The organism is Amycolatopsis sp. DSM 110486 (assembly GCF_019468465.1).
GTDB lineage: Bacteria > Actinomycetota > Actinomycetes > Mycobacteriales > Pseudonocardiaceae > Amycolatopsis.
Genome location: NZ_CP080519.1, coordinates 3,132,212 through 3,148,374 on the forward strand (window position 1 = coordinate 3,132,212; position 16,163 = coordinate 3,148,374).

The following is a 16,163-nucleotide window of genomic DNA, read 5'->3' on the forward strand; positions in this document are numbered from 1 at the left end:
CCTGGTGGTCGCGCCGTTGAAGGCCCAGCTGTCCACAACTCGACTCGCCTGTGGACAACCGCCAACGCTCAGCGGTAGCCGCTCACGTCCGCCGGCTTGCCGGCGTCCGCCACCTCCACCAGGTAGCGCCACGCGTCCGGGCGGCTGCCGTCCACGTCGTCGATCGAGTAGGCCTGGGCGAGTTGGCCACTGCTCACGGTTTGGCCCGACCAGCGAGCGCGGTCCGGGTCCGCGGCCAGCGCGACGATCGCCCGGCCGCCGTAGGCCGGGGATTCCGAGATGGCGAAGTGCGGCACCTCCGCCACCGCGTCTCGCCACGTGGCTTCCGTGACGCCGTAGATCTCCAGCATGGCCTCGGAACGCAGGTAGCCCGGGGTGAACGCGACGGCCGTGCAGCCGAACGGCGCCAGCTCGGCCGCCTCGCCGATCGCCAGCGGGTGGGCCGAGGACTTCGCCAGGTAGAACGGCAGCGAGGTCCCCGCCCGATACCGCGCGTTGTACGACGCGGTTCCGTCCGTCAGCTCCACCACCAGGCCACCCGGGCGGTCGATCATCAGCGGCAGCAGGTAGTGGCTGGTGATGAGGTGTGCGTCGATCGCCAGGCGGATCATGCGCAGGCCCGCGTCCAGCGAGTGTTCCCAGACGGGTTTGCCCCATTCCAGGTGGCGGTCGCCGCCCCAGAGGCCGTTGACGAGGATGTCCAGGTGGTCCAGCCGAGACGCCAGAGCCGCGACCTCGGAGGGCACCAGGTGGTCGACCCGGATGGCCTCGCCGCGGCCACCCGCCTCCTCGATCAGAGAAACCGTCTCCTCGATCGTCTCCGGACGGTCCACTTCGGACCGCGCAGAGCCCGAAGTACGGCCGGTCACGTAAACGAAGGCCCCCGCCCGCCCCAGCTCCACGGCGATCGCGCGGCTGGCACCGCGCGTGCCACCCGCGACGAGGGCGATCTTTCCCAAAAGGTTCATACGGACCACCGTCGCGGTTAACCATGACACCCGCTGGCATGGTTAGCCCAAGCTGTGTACCGCCTGTGCCTTTCTGTGAGTACTCGGTGAACGGGACTCATCCGCCCGCGCACGGCGGTTAATGGGAGTGTGGACGCAACGACAGCAGGGCTCGTGGTGCTGTTCGTCGTCTCGCTGGTGCCCCTGCTGCCCACCGAGGTGACGATCCTCGGCATGGGCATCGCGGCCGCGCAAGGCGGGACGTCGCTGGCCGTGGTGATCGCCGTCGCCACCGCCGGGTGCCTGGTGGGCGACCAGGCCCTCTACGCGCTGGGCCGCTTCGGCGGCGCGCGCGTGCTCGAACGCCTCAGCCGGCGCCGCAAGATGGCCGCCGGCCTGGCCTGGCTCGACGGCCGCCTCCAACGCCATCCGCGCCCGATCCTGGTCGTCGCCCGCTGGCTGCCCTCGGGCGGCACGGTCGGCGCGCTGCTGGCCGGCTCGCTGCGCTGGCCGATGGGCGAGTTCTTCAGCGCGTCGGCGATCGGCATCACGCTGTGGACCTCGTACGTCGCCTTCCTGGGTTACGCCGGCGGCGAGCTCATCGACGAGCCGGTGGTCAGCATGCTGCTCTCCTTCGGCGTCGCGACGCTGCTGGGCGTGGCGATCACGTTCGGCGTCCGCCGCGGCGCCCGGAGCTAGCCCGTCAACGCCGCCACTTCCTCGCGCAGCTGGGCGATCACCGTCGCCACCGCCGGCCGCGACAACGCACCCCGCCGGCACACCACCTCGACCAGCCGGGCAGCGCGGATCCCCGCCAGCGGACGCCCGACCAGACCACTGCCCCGCCGCGTGTCCATCGTGTAGCGCGGCAGCAGCGCGATGCCGTGGCCCGCCGCGACGAGCCGCTCGGTGATGCGGAAATCGTTGATGCGCTGGACGATCTGCGGCCGCACCCCCGTCCGCACGGTCAGCGACCGCAGCACGTCGTCCACCGGAAATCCGTGGTCCACGGAGATCCAGCGTTCGTCGGCGAGGTCCGCGAGATCCACCCGGCGCCGCCGCGCCAATACGTGCCCCGCCGGCAACGCGACGTCCAGCGGCTCCCGCAGCAGCGGCACCACCTCGAGCCGGTCGGAGGTGAACTCGCCGGCGTGCTCGTCCCGGTGCGTCACGACCACGTCGTAGTCCGCGACCAGTCCCGGCACGTCCGAAGGCGTCATGTCGACATCGCGGACGTCCACCTCCAGACCGTCGAACGCCGCGACGCGCGTGAGCAGCCCCGGCAACAGCATCAGGCCCGCCGACTGGAAAATCGCGATCCGCACCCGCCCGCGCGGCGCACTTCGGTACGTGTCGAGCTCGGATTCCGCCCGATCCAGCGCGGCGAGCACCTCGTCGGCGCGCGCGACGAGCGCCCGGCCGGCGTCGGTGAGCCGCAGACCTCGGCCGTCCGGCTCGGTCAGCGGCAGGCCGACCTCCGTCTGAAGCGCACGCAGCTGCTGCGACACCGCCGAAGGGGTGCAGTGCAGCGCCCTCGCCGCAGCCGTCACGCTGCCGCGGTCCGCGAACTCCCGCAATGTCCGGAGTCTTCCGAGGTCCACCATGTCCACCTTTACCGATCCGACCAGAAGCAGGCGGGTACCCAACCGGACGTCACGTCTCTGGCAACCATTCCCGCCGTGACTGTGGTCGGGTCGGTAAACAACAACACAGTGTGAAGGAGGGCTACATGGTCAGTGCAGTTTTTCTCGCTGGTCCTTCACGATCCGTGCCTGCACAGTGGAGGACATGCCCGCACGTGACCGTCTCCTCGCTGTGCTCGTCGCCGTGCTGTGGGGCTGCAACTTCCTCGCCATCCACGCCGCGCTGGGTCAGTTCCCGCCGATGTTCGCCGGCGCGCTGCGGTTCGCGCTGATCGCGATCCCGACGATCCTGTTCGTGCCGTGGCCCAAGGTGAAGCTGCGCTACCTGCTCGGCTACGGCATCGGGTTCGGCACCGGCCAGTTCGCGTTCCTGTTCGTCGCCATGGACCTCGGCATGCCGACGGGCCTGGCCTCGCTGGTGCTGCAGGCGTCCGCGCCGTTCACCGTGCTGCTCGGCGCCGTGCTCCTGCGCGAACGCGTGTCCGGCCGCCAGCTCACCGGCATCCTGCTGGCCGTCGCCGGCATGACGGCGATCGCGTGGCAGCAGTCCTCGCACGCCGCGCTGCTGCCGGTGATCCTGACGCTGCTGGCCGCGCTGAGCTGGGCGTTCGGCAACCTCGCGGTGCGCCGCGCGACGCCCGACAACCCAGTGCACCTCATGCTGTGGATGTCCGTGGTGCCGCCGCTGCCGATGCTGGCGCTGTCGTTCGTCTTCGAAGGCCCGACGGCCGGCTGGCACTCGCTCACGACGCTCGGCACCACCACCGGCCTGATCGGCGTCGCGGGCATGGCCTACGTGATCGTGTTCGGCACCGTCGTGGGCTCCGGCATCTGGACGACACTCATGAAGCACCACCCCGCCGGCGTCGTCGCGCCGTTCTCGCTGCTCGTGCCGGTGGTCGGGCTCACGGCGTCGTACTTCGTGCTCGACGAGGTGCCGACCGTGCTCGAGATCGTCTCCGCGGCCGTGGTCATCGGTGGGGTGCTGCTGGGGAGTTTTCGCCGCAAGCCCGTGGAGCTGCCCGACGAAGATCTGCTACCCGCCGGGGCCTGAGGCAGGCGGGGCGAGGCGGGCGTCGAGCTCGCTCCACGCGGCGAGCGCCACCAGCCCGGCCAGCCCGAACACCGCGGGCAGGCCGATTCCGGACGCCGCCGCGCCGGCCAAGGGTGACGCCGCGGTCTGCCCGACGCCGAGGCCGACGAACGACCAGGTGACCCCGCGAGCCGGACGGGTGGGGAACAGGCGGGCGGCCCACAGGATGCACAGCCCGGTCAGGGCCATGTACGTGCTGCCGAACAGTGCGCTGGAAACCAGCGCGCCAGGCAGGCTCGGTCGCGGCAGAGCGAGCAGCGCGAGGCCGGCCGCCGCCAGCGTCCACGTGACGAGGTTGGCAGTCCGCAGCCCGACGCGCTCGGCGGCCCGCCCGGCCAGCCCGCCGAGCAGCCCGGCCACGCCGATCGTGAACCAGCACCAGGTCGCCGCGGTCGGGCTCAGGCCCGTCGCGGTGAGCCGGGAACTGGAGAACGTCCAGTACGGCGCGCTCGTCGCTCCGATGAGGACGGAGTTGACCACGAGCGGGACCAGGCCGTGAACCGGCGTGGACTTCGCCGGGAGCTCGGCGGACGCGGGCGGGCGCGGCAACGTCCGCCAGGCGAGCACCGTCATCGCCGCGGCGAGCACGGCGAAGCCCGCCCAGATCGAGGACCAGCCGAACGCCAGCAGCGGCGTGAACGCCGACGCGGCCAGACCGAGCCCGGTCCCGGTGTTGGCCCAGGTCTGCGCCCGGACCCGGTGGCGCGTCCCGACGGTTTCCCCGATCAGCTGCGCGACGCCGGGCGAGACCAGCCCCGCGCTCCCGCCCGCGAGGACGATCCCGCCACCGAACACGGCCACGTTCGGCGCGGCGGCCATGAGCCCGAGCCCCACCGCCGCCAACGCGCCGGCCAGCAGCACGGTGGCGCGCGCGGACGGCGTGGCCGTGCGCAGGGACAGCAGCAGCCCGACGCCGTAGCCCGCGGTGGACAGTCCGCCGAGCACGCCGACGCCGACGGTCGTGAGCCCGAACGTCTCGCCGAACCGGGGCACGAACAGCCCGTAGGCGTAGCGCGCGAACCCGTAGCAGAGCGCGATCACGCCGGCGCCGACCGCGGCGGTGGACCACCACCGCGCGGTTGTCTCCTCACTGATCCCGACCACGCTCGCAACCAAACAGACAGGTCTGTCTGTTGTCAACCGATGCTAGTATTTGGGCTGGTCAAAACAAGACCGAACAGTCTGGAGGAGTTGTGAGCCGGACCCGGCCCGGCGACGCTGGAGCCAAGGTGCTCAAGGCGGCGTCGACGTTGTTCTACCGCGACGGCATCCACGCCGTGGGCGTCGACACCGTGGCGGCCGAGGCGGGCGTGACGAAGGCCGCGCTCTACGGCAACTTCGGTTCGAAGAGCCGGCTCGTCGTCGCTTACCTGCGCGAGCGGGACCGGCAGTGGCAGGAGGAGATCGACCGGATCACGGCCGGGCACACAGATCGGGCCGACCGGGTCCTGGCGGTGTTCGACGCCTACGAAGCCTGGCTCTCCCGCGACGGGTTCCGCGGCTGCGGCTTCCTCAACGCCACCTCGGAGTTCCCCGATCCGGCCGACCCGGTGCGCGAAGTCGTCCGCCACCACAAGACCGCGCTGCACGGCTACCTGCTGACGCAGCTCCGCCGCATCAGGCCCGAGCCCGCCGAAACCCTGGCCGACGAGCTGATGCTGTTGCTGGAAGGCGCCGCGGTCACGTCGGTCGTCACCCAGGCCTCGCGGCCGTTCCACACGGCGAAGCGGCTCGCGTCGACGCTGATCTCCCTGCCGGCGAACTAGGCGACCGCGTCGTCCTTCTGCTCCGCCGGCACCTCGTGGTTGCGCGACATGCGCTTCTTCAGCACCAGCGTCACGGCCACGCCGATCACCAGCGCCGCGCCGAGGCCGGCCCACTGGAAGCCCTTGAGCCACTTGTCCGCGACCACGCCGAGGTAGTAGATCAACGCGGTGGTGCCGCCGGCCCAGACGATGCCGCCGAGCGCGTTGGCGATGAGGAAGCGCGGGTAGTGCATGTTCAGCGAACCGGCGAGCGGGCCGGCGAGGATGCGCAGCACGGCGACGAAGCGGCCGAAGAACACGGCCCACATACCGCGTTTGTGGAACATCCGTTCCGCGTTTGCGATGTGCTCCTGCCCGAAGTGTTTGGGGAACTTCCGGCCGGCCCAGTCGAAGAGGCGTTTACCGCCCTTGCGGCCGATCAGGTACCCGATGCTGTCGCCGATGATGGCACCCGCTGTGGCCAGGACACCGATCCACAGCGGGTTGAGACCACTGTGCGAGGAGGCGAGCAGCGCCGCGCTCACGAGCACGATCTCGCCGGGCAGCGGGATCCCGAGGCTCTCGACCATCACGACGAGCCCCACGAGGAGGTAGACCGACAGCGGAGGGATCGCCTCCAGCACGTGGTCGATGTTCACTGCGCCTACCCCCTGCGGCTTGCCGGTTTTGTGCCTGCTCTCCGCAGACTACCGGGGGCCCTGGTCCGCGGGCGTCACCCTTCAGTCGGGGGCCGGGTCCGACTTGAGTAAGGGTTTTCCGGACATATCGGATAAAGCTCTCGCTTCAAGGTGCCTACGCTCGGGCAAGCTCAACGTCCGCCGGGCCGCCGCGGCGTAGAACTCCCGGGCGGCTTCGAGATCACCCGCGAGTTCCAGCAGGTGCGCGCGGACGACGTCGACGCGGTAGTGGTCCGGCGGTTCGGCGGCGTCGAGCTCGGCCAGCGCGACGGCCGGGCCTTCGACCATCGCGAGCGCCACGAGCCGGTTGAGCGTCACCATCGGTCCCGGCGCGACCTGGCGCAGCAGGTCGTAGAGCAGCAGGATCTGGGGCCAGTCGGTGTCCTCGGCCGAAACCGCCTCGTCGTGGACGGCGGCGATCGCGGCCTGCAGCTGGTACGGACCGACCGACGCGGTCGCGAGCGCGTGGGTGATCAGCGCCGTGCCCTCGGCGATGGCGTCGGCGTCCCACCGCGAACGGTCCTGCTCCGCGAGGGGGACCATCGTGCCGTCGGGCCCCAGGCGAGCGGCTCGGCGCGCGCCGGTGAGCAGCATCAACGCGAGCAAGCCGGTCACCTCACCATCGTCAGGGAGCTCGGCGTGCAGCTGCCGCGTGAGCCGGATGGCCTCGGCCGTGAGCTCCACGCGGTCGACGGCCGAGCCCGCGCTGGCCGTGTGCCCCTCCGTGAAGACCAGGTACAGCACCTGCAGCACGGCGGCGACGCGAGCGGGCCGCTCGTCCGCCGGCGGCAGGCTGAACGACGTGCCCTTCACCTTCTGCTTCGCGCGGCTGATGCGCTGGCCGATCGTCGGCTCCGGCACGAGGAACGCCCGCGCGATCTCGGCCGTCGTCAGGCCGCCGACCGCGCGCAACGTCAGCGCGACCTGCGAAGGCCGCGTCAACGCCGGGTGGCAGCAGAGCAGCAGCAACGTGAGCGTGTCGTCCACGGCCGGCACCGGATCCGGGTCGGGTGGCGCCAGCGCGGCCATCGTCTCCTCACGCCGCTGCCGGGCGGATTCGCTGCGCCACAGCTCGATCCGCCGCCGCGAAGCCGTGGTGATGAGCCACGCCTTCGGGTTGTCCGGCACACCGTCGCGCTGCCACTGCACCGCGGCGGCGAGGAGGGCCTCCTGCACGGCGTCCTCGCACGTGTCGAACCCGCCGTAGCGGCGCACGAGCGCGGTGAGGACCTGCGGCGCCAGCTCGCGCAGGAGGCCCTCGATCACAGGTCCGCCAGGTCGAAGTCCACGTCGCCGGTCAGGCCCATCACGGGCCGGACCTCGATCGTCGCGTACGGCGCCTCCGGGATCCGCGCCGCGATCTCCAGCGCGCGCTCCTCGGAGTCGCATTCCAGCAGGTAGAAGCCGGCGAGCTGCTCCTTGATCTCCGCGAACGGGCCGTCGGTGGTGCTCACCTCGTCGTCGCGCACGATGACCTGCTTCGTGAGCTCGGGCGCGGCCAGCCGTTCGGACACGATGCGCTCGCCGGAACCGTCGAGGTCGTCGTTGAACTCGACGTACGCGCGCAGGCCCGCGGCCTTCTGCTCGTCACTCATCCCCGCCCACGCGGCGCGCGAAGCCAGGTTGCCGTAGATCAGGACCAGGTACTTCATCGGGTGCCTCCTCGAAATCGTCGTCACCCGAGATGTCGAAGCCACGCGGACGGCTTCGACGTCCCCGGTGAAACCCGAAGAACCCAAGGAGAGCACAGAATGTCCGAGAACGAGATCCGCGACCTGCTGGCCGAGCGCACCGCGGCCATGTACGCCAAGGACCCCGCGCGCCTGGTGGCGGGCTACGCCGAGGGTGCCGTGAAGTTCGACCTGGCGCCGCCGCTGCGCACCACCGGCGCGTCCGCTGAGTTCCTCACGAAGTGGTTCGGCACGTTCGACAGCCCGGTGACCTACGAGTACACCGAGGTCGAAGTGACCGAGTCCGGCGACCTGGCCTTCACCACGGCGCTGGCGAAGATGTCGGCCGTGCCGGCGGGGATGAGCGAACCGTTCACGCTGTGGTTCCGCTCGACGCTGGCCTTCCGTCGCGTCGACGGCGCGTGGCGGATCGTGCACGAGCACAGCTCGACGCCGTTCCACATGGACGGTTCGTTCCGGGCGGCCATCGATCTGCAGCCGTGAAACGCGGTGAAGGGCACCTCGAGGAGATCGAGGTGCCCTTCACGCCCGGCGATTACAGGATTTCGGTGACCGAGCCGATGTCCGGCGCCGCGTCCGGGTTGAGCACCCCGGTGAGCTCCACCAGTTCGGGCTCCACGTCGTGCGGCTGGATGCGGCCGTCGCGGATTTCCTCGGCGTAGTGGCAGGCCACGCGGTGCCCGGCGCCGATCTCGCGCAGCTGCGGCCGGTCGGTGTCGCACAGGCTCGGCTGCCGCCACGGGCAGCGTGTGTGGAAACGGCAGCCGGTCGGCGGGTTCGCCGGCGAAGGCAGGTCGCCCGCGAGCAGGATCTGCTCCCGGGTGTCCTCCACGAGCGGGTCCGGCACGGGAATCGCCGAAAGCAGCGCCCGCGTGTACGGGTGCAGCGGGTTCTCGTACAGCTCCGCCGAGGTGGTCTCCTCCACCAGCGCGCCCAGGTACATCACGCCGATGCGGTCGGAGATGTGCCGGACGACGGCGAGGTCGTGGGCGATCACCACATACGTCAGGCCCAGCTCGTTCTGCAGGTCTTCCAGCAGGTTCACGACCTGCGCCTGCACCGACACGTCGAGCGCGGAAACCGGCTCGTCGGCCACGATCAGGTCCGGCTCCACGGCCAGCGCCCGCGCGATGCCGATGCGCTGGCGCTGCCCGCCCGAGAACTCGTGCGGGTACTTGCGCAGCGCCGTCTCCGGCAGGCCGACCGCGCCCAGCAGCTCACGCAGCCGCTGGTCCGTCGCTGCCTTGTCCTTGGCCAGCCCGTGCGCGCGCATGCCTTCGAGCAGGATGGACTCCACCGGCTGCCGAGGGTCCAAACTGGACATCGGGTCCTGGAAGATCATCTGCATGCGCCGGCGCGCCTTGCGCAGCTTCTCGCCCTTGAGCTGGGCGACGTCCGTGCCGTCGAACACGACCTTGCCGGCCGTCGGCTCGTTGAGCCGCAAGATCGCGCGGCCCAAAGTGGACTTGCCGCAGCCGGACTCGCCGACCAGCCCGTAGGTCTCGCCGCGGCGGATCGACAGGTCGACCCCGTCCACCGCGTACACGTGCCCGACGGTGCGGTCGACCACGATGCCGCGCTTGATCGGGAAGTGCACCTTGAGGTCGGTGACCTCCAGCAGGATGTCGTCCTGCGGCTCGTCGAGCACCTCGGTCATCGGATCCCTCCTGCGGTGGCCACGGCGGGCTTCACCGGGTTGTGGCAGCGCAGCAGGCCGTTGCGATCGGGGACGAGCTGCGGCGAACGCTCCTGGCAGACCTCCAGCGCGTGGGGGCAGCGCGGCGCGAAGGCGCACCCGCCGTCCCACGGGATGTTGTCGGACACGGAGCCGGGGATCGGCACGAGCTTCTCGCCCCGGCCCACGTCGAGGCGCGGGATCGAGGCCAGCAGCCCGTGGGTGTACGGGTGCCTCGGCTCGGCGAACAGCGCGTGGCGCTCGGCGCGCTCCACGATTTTGCCGCCGTAGAGCACGTTGACCTCGTCGCAGAGGCCGGCGACGACACCGAGGTCGTGCGTGATCATGATCAGCGCGGTGCCGGTGTCCTGCACGAGCTCGCGCAGCAGCGCGAGGATCTGCGCCTGGATGGTCACGTCGAGCGCGGTCGTCGGCTCGTCGGCGATGAGCAGCCGCGGCCGGCACGCGAGCGCGATCGCGATGAGCGCGCGCTGGCGCATCCCGCCCGAAAGCTGGTGCGGGTACTCGGAAAGCCGCCGCGTCGGGTCGGGGATGCCGACCTTGTCGAGCAGGTCCGCGGCCTCGACTTTCGCCTTGCTGCGCGACATCCCGCGGTGGCGTTCGAGCACCTCGGTGATCTGCAGCCCGATCGGGATCACGGGGTTGAGCGAGGACAGCGGGTCCTGGAACACCATGCCCAGGTCGCGCCCGCGCCGGTCGCGCATGTCGCGGTCGGAGATCTTCAGCAGGTCGGTGCCCTCGAACGACACCGAACCGCTGACCTTGTTGCCGCGCCTGGCCAGCAGCCGCATGATCGCCAGCGACGTCACGGACTTGCCGCAGCCGGACTCGCCCACGAGCCCCACCGTCTGGCCGGGTTCGACGTCGAAGCTGACGCCGTCGACCGCGGTGAACGGCTTCTCACCGCGGCGCTGGAACACGACCGTGAGGTCGCGGACTTCGAGGAGTGCCATGGGTTACCGCCGGTTCTTCGGGTCGAGGGCGTCACGCAGGGACTCGCCGAGCAGCGTGAACCCGAGCGCCACCACGATGATCGCGATGGCCGGGTAGTATGCGAGCTCCGGGCGGATGTCGAGGAACTGGCGCGAGGCGTTGCCCAGCATCAGCCCCCACTCCGCACGCGTCGGGTCCGGGTCGCCCAGGCCGAGGAACGACAGCGCCGCGGCCTCCAGGATCGCGGTGGCCAGCGTGAGCGTGGCCTGCACGATCACGGGGCCCAGCGAGTTGGGCAGCATGTGGCGGAAGACGATCGTGCCGCGTTTGACGCCGAGCGACGTCGCGGCCAGCACGTGGTCGGCTTCCCGTTGCGCCAGCATGGAACCGCGCAGCAGCCGCGCGAAGATCGGCACGCCGATGATCGACACGGCCAGGATCACCGTCCACTGGCTCGGCTTCGCGAACAGCGCCGCGATCGAGATCGCCAGCAGCAGCGAGGGGAACGACAGCAGCACGTCGACCAGTCGCATGAGGACGGTGTCGACCCAGCCGCCGAACGCACCCGCGAGACCGCCGATGAGCACCCCGATCAGCACGCCGATCACGGTGGCGAGCACGCCGACGATCAGCGTCTGCTGCGCACCAACGAGGAGCCGGGACAGGAAGTCGCGGCCGAAGTCGTCGACACCGAGTGGGAAGCCAGGGCTCGGGCCGGGGATGATGCCCTTGCCGAGCTCGACCTGGTCCTGCAGGTAACGGATCTGCGGGTCCTTCGGCGCGAGCAGCGGCGCGAAGATGGCCAGCAGGAGGAACAGCAGCGTGATCACGCCACCGGTGATGGCGACGGGGCTGCGGAGCATGCGCCGGAACGCTTCGGCCCCGAGGCTCCGCCCACTCGCCGACGCCTTGGCGAGCTTGTCGATCGGCTCTTTCTTCTTGGCAAGCAAAGTGTTCATCGCACACGCACCCTCGGGTCGATGATCCCGTACGAGATGTCGACCAGCATGTTCACCAGCACGTACACCAGAGCCCCGAACAGCAGCAGCGCCTGCAGCCGGGGGTAGTCACGCCGTTCGATGCCCTCGGCCAGCAGGAAGCCGAGGCCGCGGAAGTTGAAGACCCGCTCGGTCAGCACCGCGCCGCCGAGCAGCGCACCAGTCTGCAGGCCGATGGTCGTGACCACCGGCAGCAAAGCGTTGCGCAGCACGTGGCGGCGCCGGATCACCGACTGCGTCAGGCCTTTGGAGTTGGCCGTGCGGAGGAAGTCTTCGTTGAACACGTCGAGCACCGAGGCGCGGGTGATGCGCGTGATCACCGCGAGCGGGATGGTCGCCAGCGCGAACGCCGGCAGGATCAGGTGCTTGATCGCGTCCCAGACGGCGTCCCACTCGCTCGTCATGATGCCGTCGAGGATGGCGAAGTTGGTGATGCTCGTGGCGTCGATGCCGGGCGCCTGCCGGCCCTGCGACGGCAGCCCGAGCGGAGCGGCCAGCAGGTCCTGCATCGCGTAGCCGAGGAAGAACACCGGCACCGCGACGCCGACCAACGTCAGCACGATGATGACGTTGTCGGGGACGCCACCGCGGAAGCGGGCGGCGATGTAACCGAAGGGCACGCCGAGGACGATCGCGATGATCATCGCGGAAAGCCCGAGCTCGATGGTGGCGGGGAGGAACGTGCCGATCTCGCCCATCACCGGCTGGGCCGAGACGAGCGAGTTGCCGAAGTCCCCGGTGAGGGCGCGGCCGAGGAACTTGAAGTACTGCAGGATGATCGGCTGGTCCAGGCCGAGCACGTGGTTGAGGCTGGCGATCTTCTCCGGCGTCGCCTTGTCACCCAGGAGCGCGGCCGCAGGACCGCCTGGCAGGGAACGCAACCACGCGAAGACCAGGATGGACAGGATGAGAAGCGTCGGAATCGCTTGTAGCACCCGACGCACTAGGAAACGGAGCACTTGTAGTCCTTTGTGTACAGCCCGGGAACGTGGGCAAAGGGGGCAGGCGCGGTAGCGCCTACCCCCCAGCCCGGCTGCTCAGCGGAGCACGTCAGCCGATCGTGACGTTGTTGAAGCGTTCGTCGGTGAGCGGGCTGGCCACCACACCCTTGATCTTGGGTCCGACCACGATCGCCGGCGTCGGGTAGGCGATCGGGATGGCGGGCAGGTAGTCCATGATCATCTTGTTCACGTTCTGGTACGCCTTGGCGTGCGCGTCACCGGCCGGCGAACCGTCCGCCTGCGCGAGGGCGTTGAACAGCTCGGGGTTGTTGAACCCGAACTCCTTCTTCTCGCGGCCGAAGAACGTGCCGACGAAGTTGCCGGCGTCGTTGTAGTCACCGGTCCAGCCGAGCAGGTGCAGGTCCTGCTTGCCGAACTTCTGCACGTCGTCCTTGTAACCGCCGTTCCACGGCTCGGCCACCGGCTGGATGGTGATGCCGATGTTCTTCAGGTCCTCGGAGATCGAGGTGAACGTGTCGGCCGGGTTCGGCATGTAGGGCCGGGTGACCTCGGTCGGGTAGTAGAACTTCAGCGTCAGGTTGCTGGCGCCGGCCTCGGCGAGCAGCTGCTTGGCCTTCGCCGGGTCGTACGGGTACTTGGTGACGTCGTCGGTGTAGCCCGAGATGGCCTTCGGCACGAACTCGGTGGCGACCTCGGAACCCTCGGCCAGCTTCGACTTCACGAACTGCTCGCGGTTGATGCCGTAGGCCAGCGCCTGGCGCACCCGCGGGTCCTTGAGCTTCGGGTTGCCGGACTGGTTGATACCCAGGTACAGCACGTTGAACGACGGGCGGATGAGGACCTGCTCACCCTCGTTGCGCAGCAACCCGTAGTCCTGAGGAGCCGGGAAGTCGTAGCCCTGGATGTCGCCGGCCTTCAGGGCTTGCTTGCGGGCGTTCTCGTCGGGGATGACCTTGAAGACGAGCTTGTCGAGCTTCGCCGGCTCGGTGCTGGAGTCGTTGCGCACCAGCGTGATCTCGCCCTTGCCCTGGTCCCAGCTGTCGAACTTGAACGGGCCGGTGCCGGTCACGTGCTTGTAGGCATAGTCGCTGTAGGTGAAGGAGTCACCGGACTGCGTGACCTTGTCCGCGTCGTACTGCTTCAGCGCGGTCGGGCTCTGCATCGCGAACGAGGGCAGCGTGAACGCGGCGGGGAACGCACCCTTGGCCTTGTTCAGGTTGATGACCGCGGTCGACGGGTCCTTCGCCTCGCAGCTCTTGTAGACGGGGTCGCCGCTCGCGTCGCCTTCGTTGTGGGCGAAGCCCTCGAAGACGTCGCCGTAGTAGATCATCTGGCTCTGGGCGGCGGCGCCCTTCATGTTGTACCAGCGGTCGAAGTTGTAGCAGACCGCGCTGGCGTCGAAGGCGGTGCCGTCGCTGAACTTCACGCCCTGTTTGAGAGTGAAGGTCCAGGTCTTGCCGTCGTTGCTCGGCTCCCACTTCGTGGCGAGCGAGGGCTCCAGCTCGGCGGTGCCCTGCTTGTTCTGGATCAGCGTGTCCAGCATCTGCCGGGTGATCCGGAACGTCTCGCCGTCGTCGTTGAACGCCGGGTCGAACATCTTCGGGTTGCCGGTGTCACCGAAGACCATCGTGCCGCCGGTGCCACCACCTCCGGCCTCGTCGCGCTTCGACTCCGCGCACGCGGTGAGCGAGACCGCGAGCACCCCGGCGAACCCGATCAGGGCCGCACGACGTGTTCGGGTCAGGCGCAATTGCTGCATCTGGCACCCCTTGGGAGATGTTCGGTCAAGAACCGTCCGGTCGGTCAGGAACAACTCGGACGATCGGTGTGCTCGCCGACACTAGCGGGAACTCGGCTTGCACTTAAGCACGTGAGGTTACGATCGCGCTACGTAAGGGCCAAACTCACCGCAATGTGTCGAGAATTATGTACGCAACGTGACGAATTTTGTCGCATTGGTACGTAGAGTGGCACTATGGCCACTCGAATGGCCTAGTACCGAAGGTGGTTTTCGGGTCGTTTCGGACGCGCGGTGACGATCAAGGCAGTCTGGTTTGTGCCGATTCGGGTGTGCCGTCGACGGCGAACCAACCTTGTTCGAACAACTGCCAGCGACGCAGGTGCGCGCGCGACGCTTCACCGTCACGGGCCACGGCGCGTTCCAGCCGTTCCGCCGCCGTGCCGCCCTCGATCCAGCACAGGTGCGACAACCTCGGACGCATCGAACGGCGGCCACTCGACACGCCCTCCAGCACCAGAACCCCAGGCACCCCAACGGTCACGAGTTCACCCGGCCGTGGTTCCCCGGAGGTCCAGTCCACCCGCCGGTACTCGCCGGCGCGCCCGGCTGAAAGCGGTTCGAGCACGCCACGCTCGAGCTGTGGCCACCACGCCACGGGGTTGTCCCAGGTCGCGAACGCGTCGGTGCTCACGAGCGCGGCCCGCGTCCCCAGCTCGGCAACCACAGCCTCGGCGAGCGTCGACTTGCCGGCCCCGGAAGGCCCGTCGATCGCGAGCACACGAACGCCGCCCAGCCGAGGCGGGGCGGCGAGCAGTGCGGAAATCAGCGAACGCGTGCGGCGCTCACTTCGGGCAGGCCCTTCACGTCGTCGGGCGTGGCCGTCTTGACCTCCAGCGCCGCGATGCGGGCTTCGAGCTCCCGCTTGGTGTCCTCGAGCTCGCAGCGCAGCAGCGCTGTCTCCTCGACAGAGGTCCGGACCTCTTCCTCCAGGTGCCCGACCTCGGTGGACAGGTGCAGCGCGACGAGAGCCAGGACGACGCCGGCCAGGAAGAAGACCAGGTTCGAGGGTGTTTCGACGCCGGTCGCCCGGGCGAGAAACTGAGCCGCGGAGGGCACAGCGGCGAGGATGACCACGCCGACCGCCAGTACGAGCCAGATGCCCGCGTACTTCTCGCGTAGCTTCCGCCGCCGCATCATCTCGACGACGACGAACAGCACGAGACACGCGATGACGATGCTCAGTACGCGCCAGCCTGCCATGTGGTCCCCTTACGCAGCGTCGGACGAGTCGACGGACGGACGACGACGGACAAGTGCGAGCAGCAGTGCCAGACCTGCACGGCCCAGGTACACGGCTGATTTCACCGGCGAGTGGCTCGGCGTGCCACCGGCGCGTTCGCGCATGACGACCGGGATCTCCGCGATCGTGAGCTTCGCCCTGATCGCCATGACCAGGGACTCGACCGTGTCACCCAGGTACTCCGCCGGGTAGTACGCGGCGAAGAGCCGGATCGCCCGGGGCCCCATGGCCTTGAAACCGGACGTGACGTCACTGAGTTTGCTTCCGGCGAGACGACTGAACACGAGGGACAGCACCACCATCGCGTACTTGCGAGGGCCGCTGGCCTTGTACGCACCCTTACCGGCGAACCGGGAGCCGATCGCAATGTCGGCGCCTTCGTCGAGAGCCTGCAGGAGCGCGCCGACCTCGTCCGGGTCGTGCTGCCCGTCGGCGTCGACCTGGACGACGACGTCGTATCCGCGGGCGACGGCGTAGCGGAAACCGGTCCGCATCGCCCCGCCCACACCCAGGTTGACCGACAGCCGGGCGACCTCCGCACCGGCGGCTCGCGCCAGCTCCGAGGTCCGGTCCTTCGAGCCGTCGTCCACCACGAGCACATCCATGCCCGGCAAAGACTGCTTGACGTGGGAGATCACGGCCCCGACACTCGCCTGCTCATTGAGCGCCGGCATCACGATGAGTACTCGGCGGGTGCTCAAGGACGTGCTGGACAC

Annotated in this window: 18 protein-coding genes; 4 read left to right on the forward strand and 14 right to left on the reverse strand. The window is 69.4% G+C overall.

Annotated features, from left to right (window positions below):
* Positions 1 to 68: 68 nt before the first annotated feature.
* On the reverse strand, positions 69 to 968 hold the full coding sequence (locus K1T34_RS15250; RefSeq protein WP_220244914.1) for an SDR family oxidoreductase: 900 nt from the start codon (positions 966 to 968) through the stop codon (positions 69 to 71).
* A gap of 129 nt (positions 969 to 1,097) precedes the next feature.
* Here K1T34_RS15250 and K1T34_RS15255 point away from each other — a divergent pair, with 129 nt between their 5' ends.
* Positions 1,098 to 1,646: a DedA family protein gene (locus K1T34_RS15255; RefSeq protein ID WP_220244915.1), complete on the forward strand. Its 549-nt coding sequence runs from the start codon at positions 1,098 to 1,100 to the stop codon at positions 1,644 to 1,646.
* Here K1T34_RS15255 and K1T34_RS15260 read toward each other — a convergent pair.
* Positions 1,643 to 2,548 (reverse strand): LysR family transcriptional regulator, encoded by a 906-nt coding sequence (locus K1T34_RS15260; RefSeq protein ID WP_220244916.1) that lies wholly within the window; start codon positions 2,546 to 2,548, stop codon positions 1,643 to 1,645. The two genes, K1T34_RS15255 and K1T34_RS15260, sit on opposite strands and share 4 nt — an antisense overlap.
* A gap of 187 nt (positions 2,549 to 2,735) precedes the next feature.
* Between K1T34_RS15260 and K1T34_RS15265 the strand changes: the two genes are divergently transcribed.
* On the forward strand, positions 2,736 to 3,644 hold the full coding sequence (locus tag K1T34_RS15265; protein ID WP_220244917.1) for an EamA family transporter: 909 nt from the start codon (positions 2,736 to 2,738) through the stop codon (positions 3,642 to 3,644).
* On the opposite strand, the gene K1T34_RS15270 is transcribed toward K1T34_RS15265, so the two are convergent.
* Complete coding sequence (locus K1T34_RS15270) at positions 3,627 to 4,787, reverse strand: MFS transporter (RefSeq protein ID WP_255638524.1); 1,161 nt, start codon at positions 4,785 to 4,787, stop codon at positions 3,627 to 3,629. The two genes, K1T34_RS15265 and K1T34_RS15270, sit on opposite strands and share 18 nt — an antisense overlap.
* An 89-nt stretch (positions 4,788 to 4,876) precedes the next feature.
* On the opposite strand from K1T34_RS15270, the gene K1T34_RS15275 reads away from it, so the two are divergent.
* A complete protein-coding gene (locus K1T34_RS15275; protein ID WP_220244918.1) occupies positions 4,877 to 5,449 on the forward strand; it encodes a TetR/AcrR family transcriptional regulator in 573 nt (190 codons plus the stop codon).
* Here K1T34_RS15275 and K1T34_RS15280 read toward each other — a convergent pair.
* The 3 genes from K1T34_RS15280 to K1T34_RS15290 form a co-directional block, all read right to left on the reverse strand.
* Positions 5,446 to 6,087: a DedA family protein gene (locus K1T34_RS15280; protein ID WP_220244919.1), complete on the reverse strand. Its 642-nt coding sequence runs from the start codon at positions 6,085 to 6,087 to the stop codon at positions 5,446 to 5,448. The genes K1T34_RS15275 and K1T34_RS15280 overlap by 4 nt on opposite strands.
* A gap of 81 nt (positions 6,088 to 6,168) precedes the next feature.
* Positions 6,169 to 7,392 carry an RNA polymerase sigma factor gene (locus K1T34_RS15285; protein ID WP_220247899.1) on the reverse strand — a complete coding sequence of 408 codons (1,224 nt, stop codon included), beginning with the start codon at positions 7,390 to 7,392 and terminating at the stop codon, positions 6,169 to 6,171.
* Positions 7,389 to 7,778, reverse strand: coding sequence for a YciI family protein (locus K1T34_RS15290; protein WP_220244920.1), 390 nt, complete (start codon positions 7,776 to 7,778; stop codon positions 7,389 to 7,391). Before K1T34_RS15290 ends, K1T34_RS15285 begins: the two co-directional genes overlap by 4 nt.
* 99 nt (positions 7,779 to 7,877) lie before the next feature.
* On the opposite strand from K1T34_RS15290, the gene K1T34_RS15295 reads away from it, so the two are divergent.
* Positions 7,878 to 8,300 carry a nuclear transport factor 2 family protein gene (locus K1T34_RS15295; protein ID WP_220244921.1) on the forward strand — a complete coding sequence of 141 codons (423 nt, stop codon included), beginning with the start codon at positions 7,878 to 7,880 and terminating at the stop codon, positions 8,298 to 8,300.
* Between the two features lie 52 nt (positions 8,301 to 8,352).
* On the opposite strand, the gene K1T34_RS15300 is transcribed toward K1T34_RS15295, so the two are convergent.
* From K1T34_RS15300 to K1T34_RS15335, 8 genes are all read right to left on the reverse strand, one after another.
* The gene (locus K1T34_RS15300; protein ID WP_220244922.1) at positions 8,353 to 9,474 is read right to left on the reverse strand and encodes an ABC transporter ATP-binding protein; all 1,122 of its coding nucleotides are present in this window, start codon (positions 9,472 to 9,474) and stop codon (positions 8,353 to 8,355) included.
* Positions 9,471 to 10,466, reverse strand: coding sequence for an ABC transporter ATP-binding protein (locus tag K1T34_RS15305; protein WP_220244923.1), 996 nt, complete (start codon positions 10,464 to 10,466; stop codon positions 9,471 to 9,473). The genes K1T34_RS15300 and K1T34_RS15305 overlap by 4 nt, the downstream gene beginning before the upstream one ends.
* A 3-nt stretch (positions 10,467 to 10,469) precedes the next feature.
* Entirely contained in the window at positions 10,470 to 11,405 is a 936-nt protein-coding gene (locus K1T34_RS15310; RefSeq protein WP_220244924.1) for an ABC transporter permease, read from the reverse strand.
* The gene (locus K1T34_RS15315) at positions 11,402 to 12,403 is read right to left on the reverse strand and encodes an ABC transporter permease (protein WP_220244925.1); all 1,002 of its coding nucleotides are present in this window, start codon (positions 12,401 to 12,403) and stop codon (positions 11,402 to 11,404) included. Before K1T34_RS15315 ends, K1T34_RS15310 begins: the two co-directional genes overlap by 4 nt.
* 91 nt (positions 12,404 to 12,494) lie before the next feature.
* Complete coding sequence (locus K1T34_RS15320; protein WP_220244926.1) at positions 12,495 to 14,165, reverse strand: ABC transporter substrate-binding protein; 1,671 nt, start codon at positions 14,163 to 14,165, stop codon at positions 12,495 to 12,497.
* Between the two features lie 280 nt (positions 14,166 to 14,445).
* Positions 14,446 to 14,925 (reverse strand): uridine kinase, encoded by a 480-nt coding sequence (locus K1T34_RS15325; RefSeq protein ID WP_255638525.1) that lies wholly within the window; start codon positions 14,923 to 14,925, stop codon positions 14,446 to 14,448.
* Positions 14,926 to 14,969: 44 nt separating this feature from the next.
* On the reverse strand, positions 14,970 to 15,407 hold the full coding sequence (locus K1T34_RS15330) for a DUF2304 domain-containing protein (protein ID WP_220244927.1): 438 nt from the start codon (positions 15,405 to 15,407) through the stop codon (positions 14,970 to 14,972).
* Positions 15,408 to 15,416: 9 nt separating this feature from the next.
* Positions 15,417 to 16,163: a glycosyltransferase family 2 protein gene (locus K1T34_RS15335; protein WP_255638526.1), complete on the reverse strand. Its 747-nt coding sequence runs from the start codon at positions 16,161 to 16,163 to the stop codon at positions 15,417 to 15,419.

Coding starts and splice junctions, on each gene's coding strand:
- K1T34_RS15250 (WP_220244914.1), bottom strand. CDS start 968: ATGAACCTTTTGGGAAAGATCGCCCTCGTCGCGGGTGGCACGCGCGGT.
- K1T34_RS15265 (WP_220244917.1), top strand. CDS start 2,736: ATGCCCGCACGTGACCGTCTCCTCGCTGTGCTCGTCGCCGTGCTGTGG.
- K1T34_RS15290 (WP_220244920.1), bottom strand. CDS start 7,778: ATGAAGTACCTGGTCCTGATCTACGGCAACCTGGCTTCGCGCGCCGCG.
- K1T34_RS15295 (WP_220244921.1), top strand. CDS start 7,878: ATGTCCGAGAACGAGATCCGCGACCTGCTGGCCGAGCGCACCGCGGCC.
- K1T34_RS15300 (WP_220244922.1), bottom strand. CDS start 9,474: ATGACCGAGGTGCTCGACGAGCCGCAGGACGACATCCTGCTGGAGGTC.
- K1T34_RS15305 (WP_220244923.1), bottom strand. CDS start 10,466: ATGGCACTCCTCGAAGTCCGCGACCTCACGGTCGTGTTCCAGCGCCGC.
- K1T34_RS15310 (WP_220244924.1), bottom strand. CDS start 11,405: ATGAACACTTTGCTTGCCAAGAAGAAAGAGCCGATCGACAAGCTCGCC.
- K1T34_RS15320 (WP_220244926.1), bottom strand. CDS start 14,165: ATGCAGCAATTGCGCCTGACCCGAACACGTCGTGCGGCCCTGATCGGG.
- K1T34_RS15330 (WP_220244927.1), bottom strand. CDS start 15,407: ATGGCAGGCTGGCGCGTACTGAGCATCGTCATCGCGTGTCTCGTGCTG.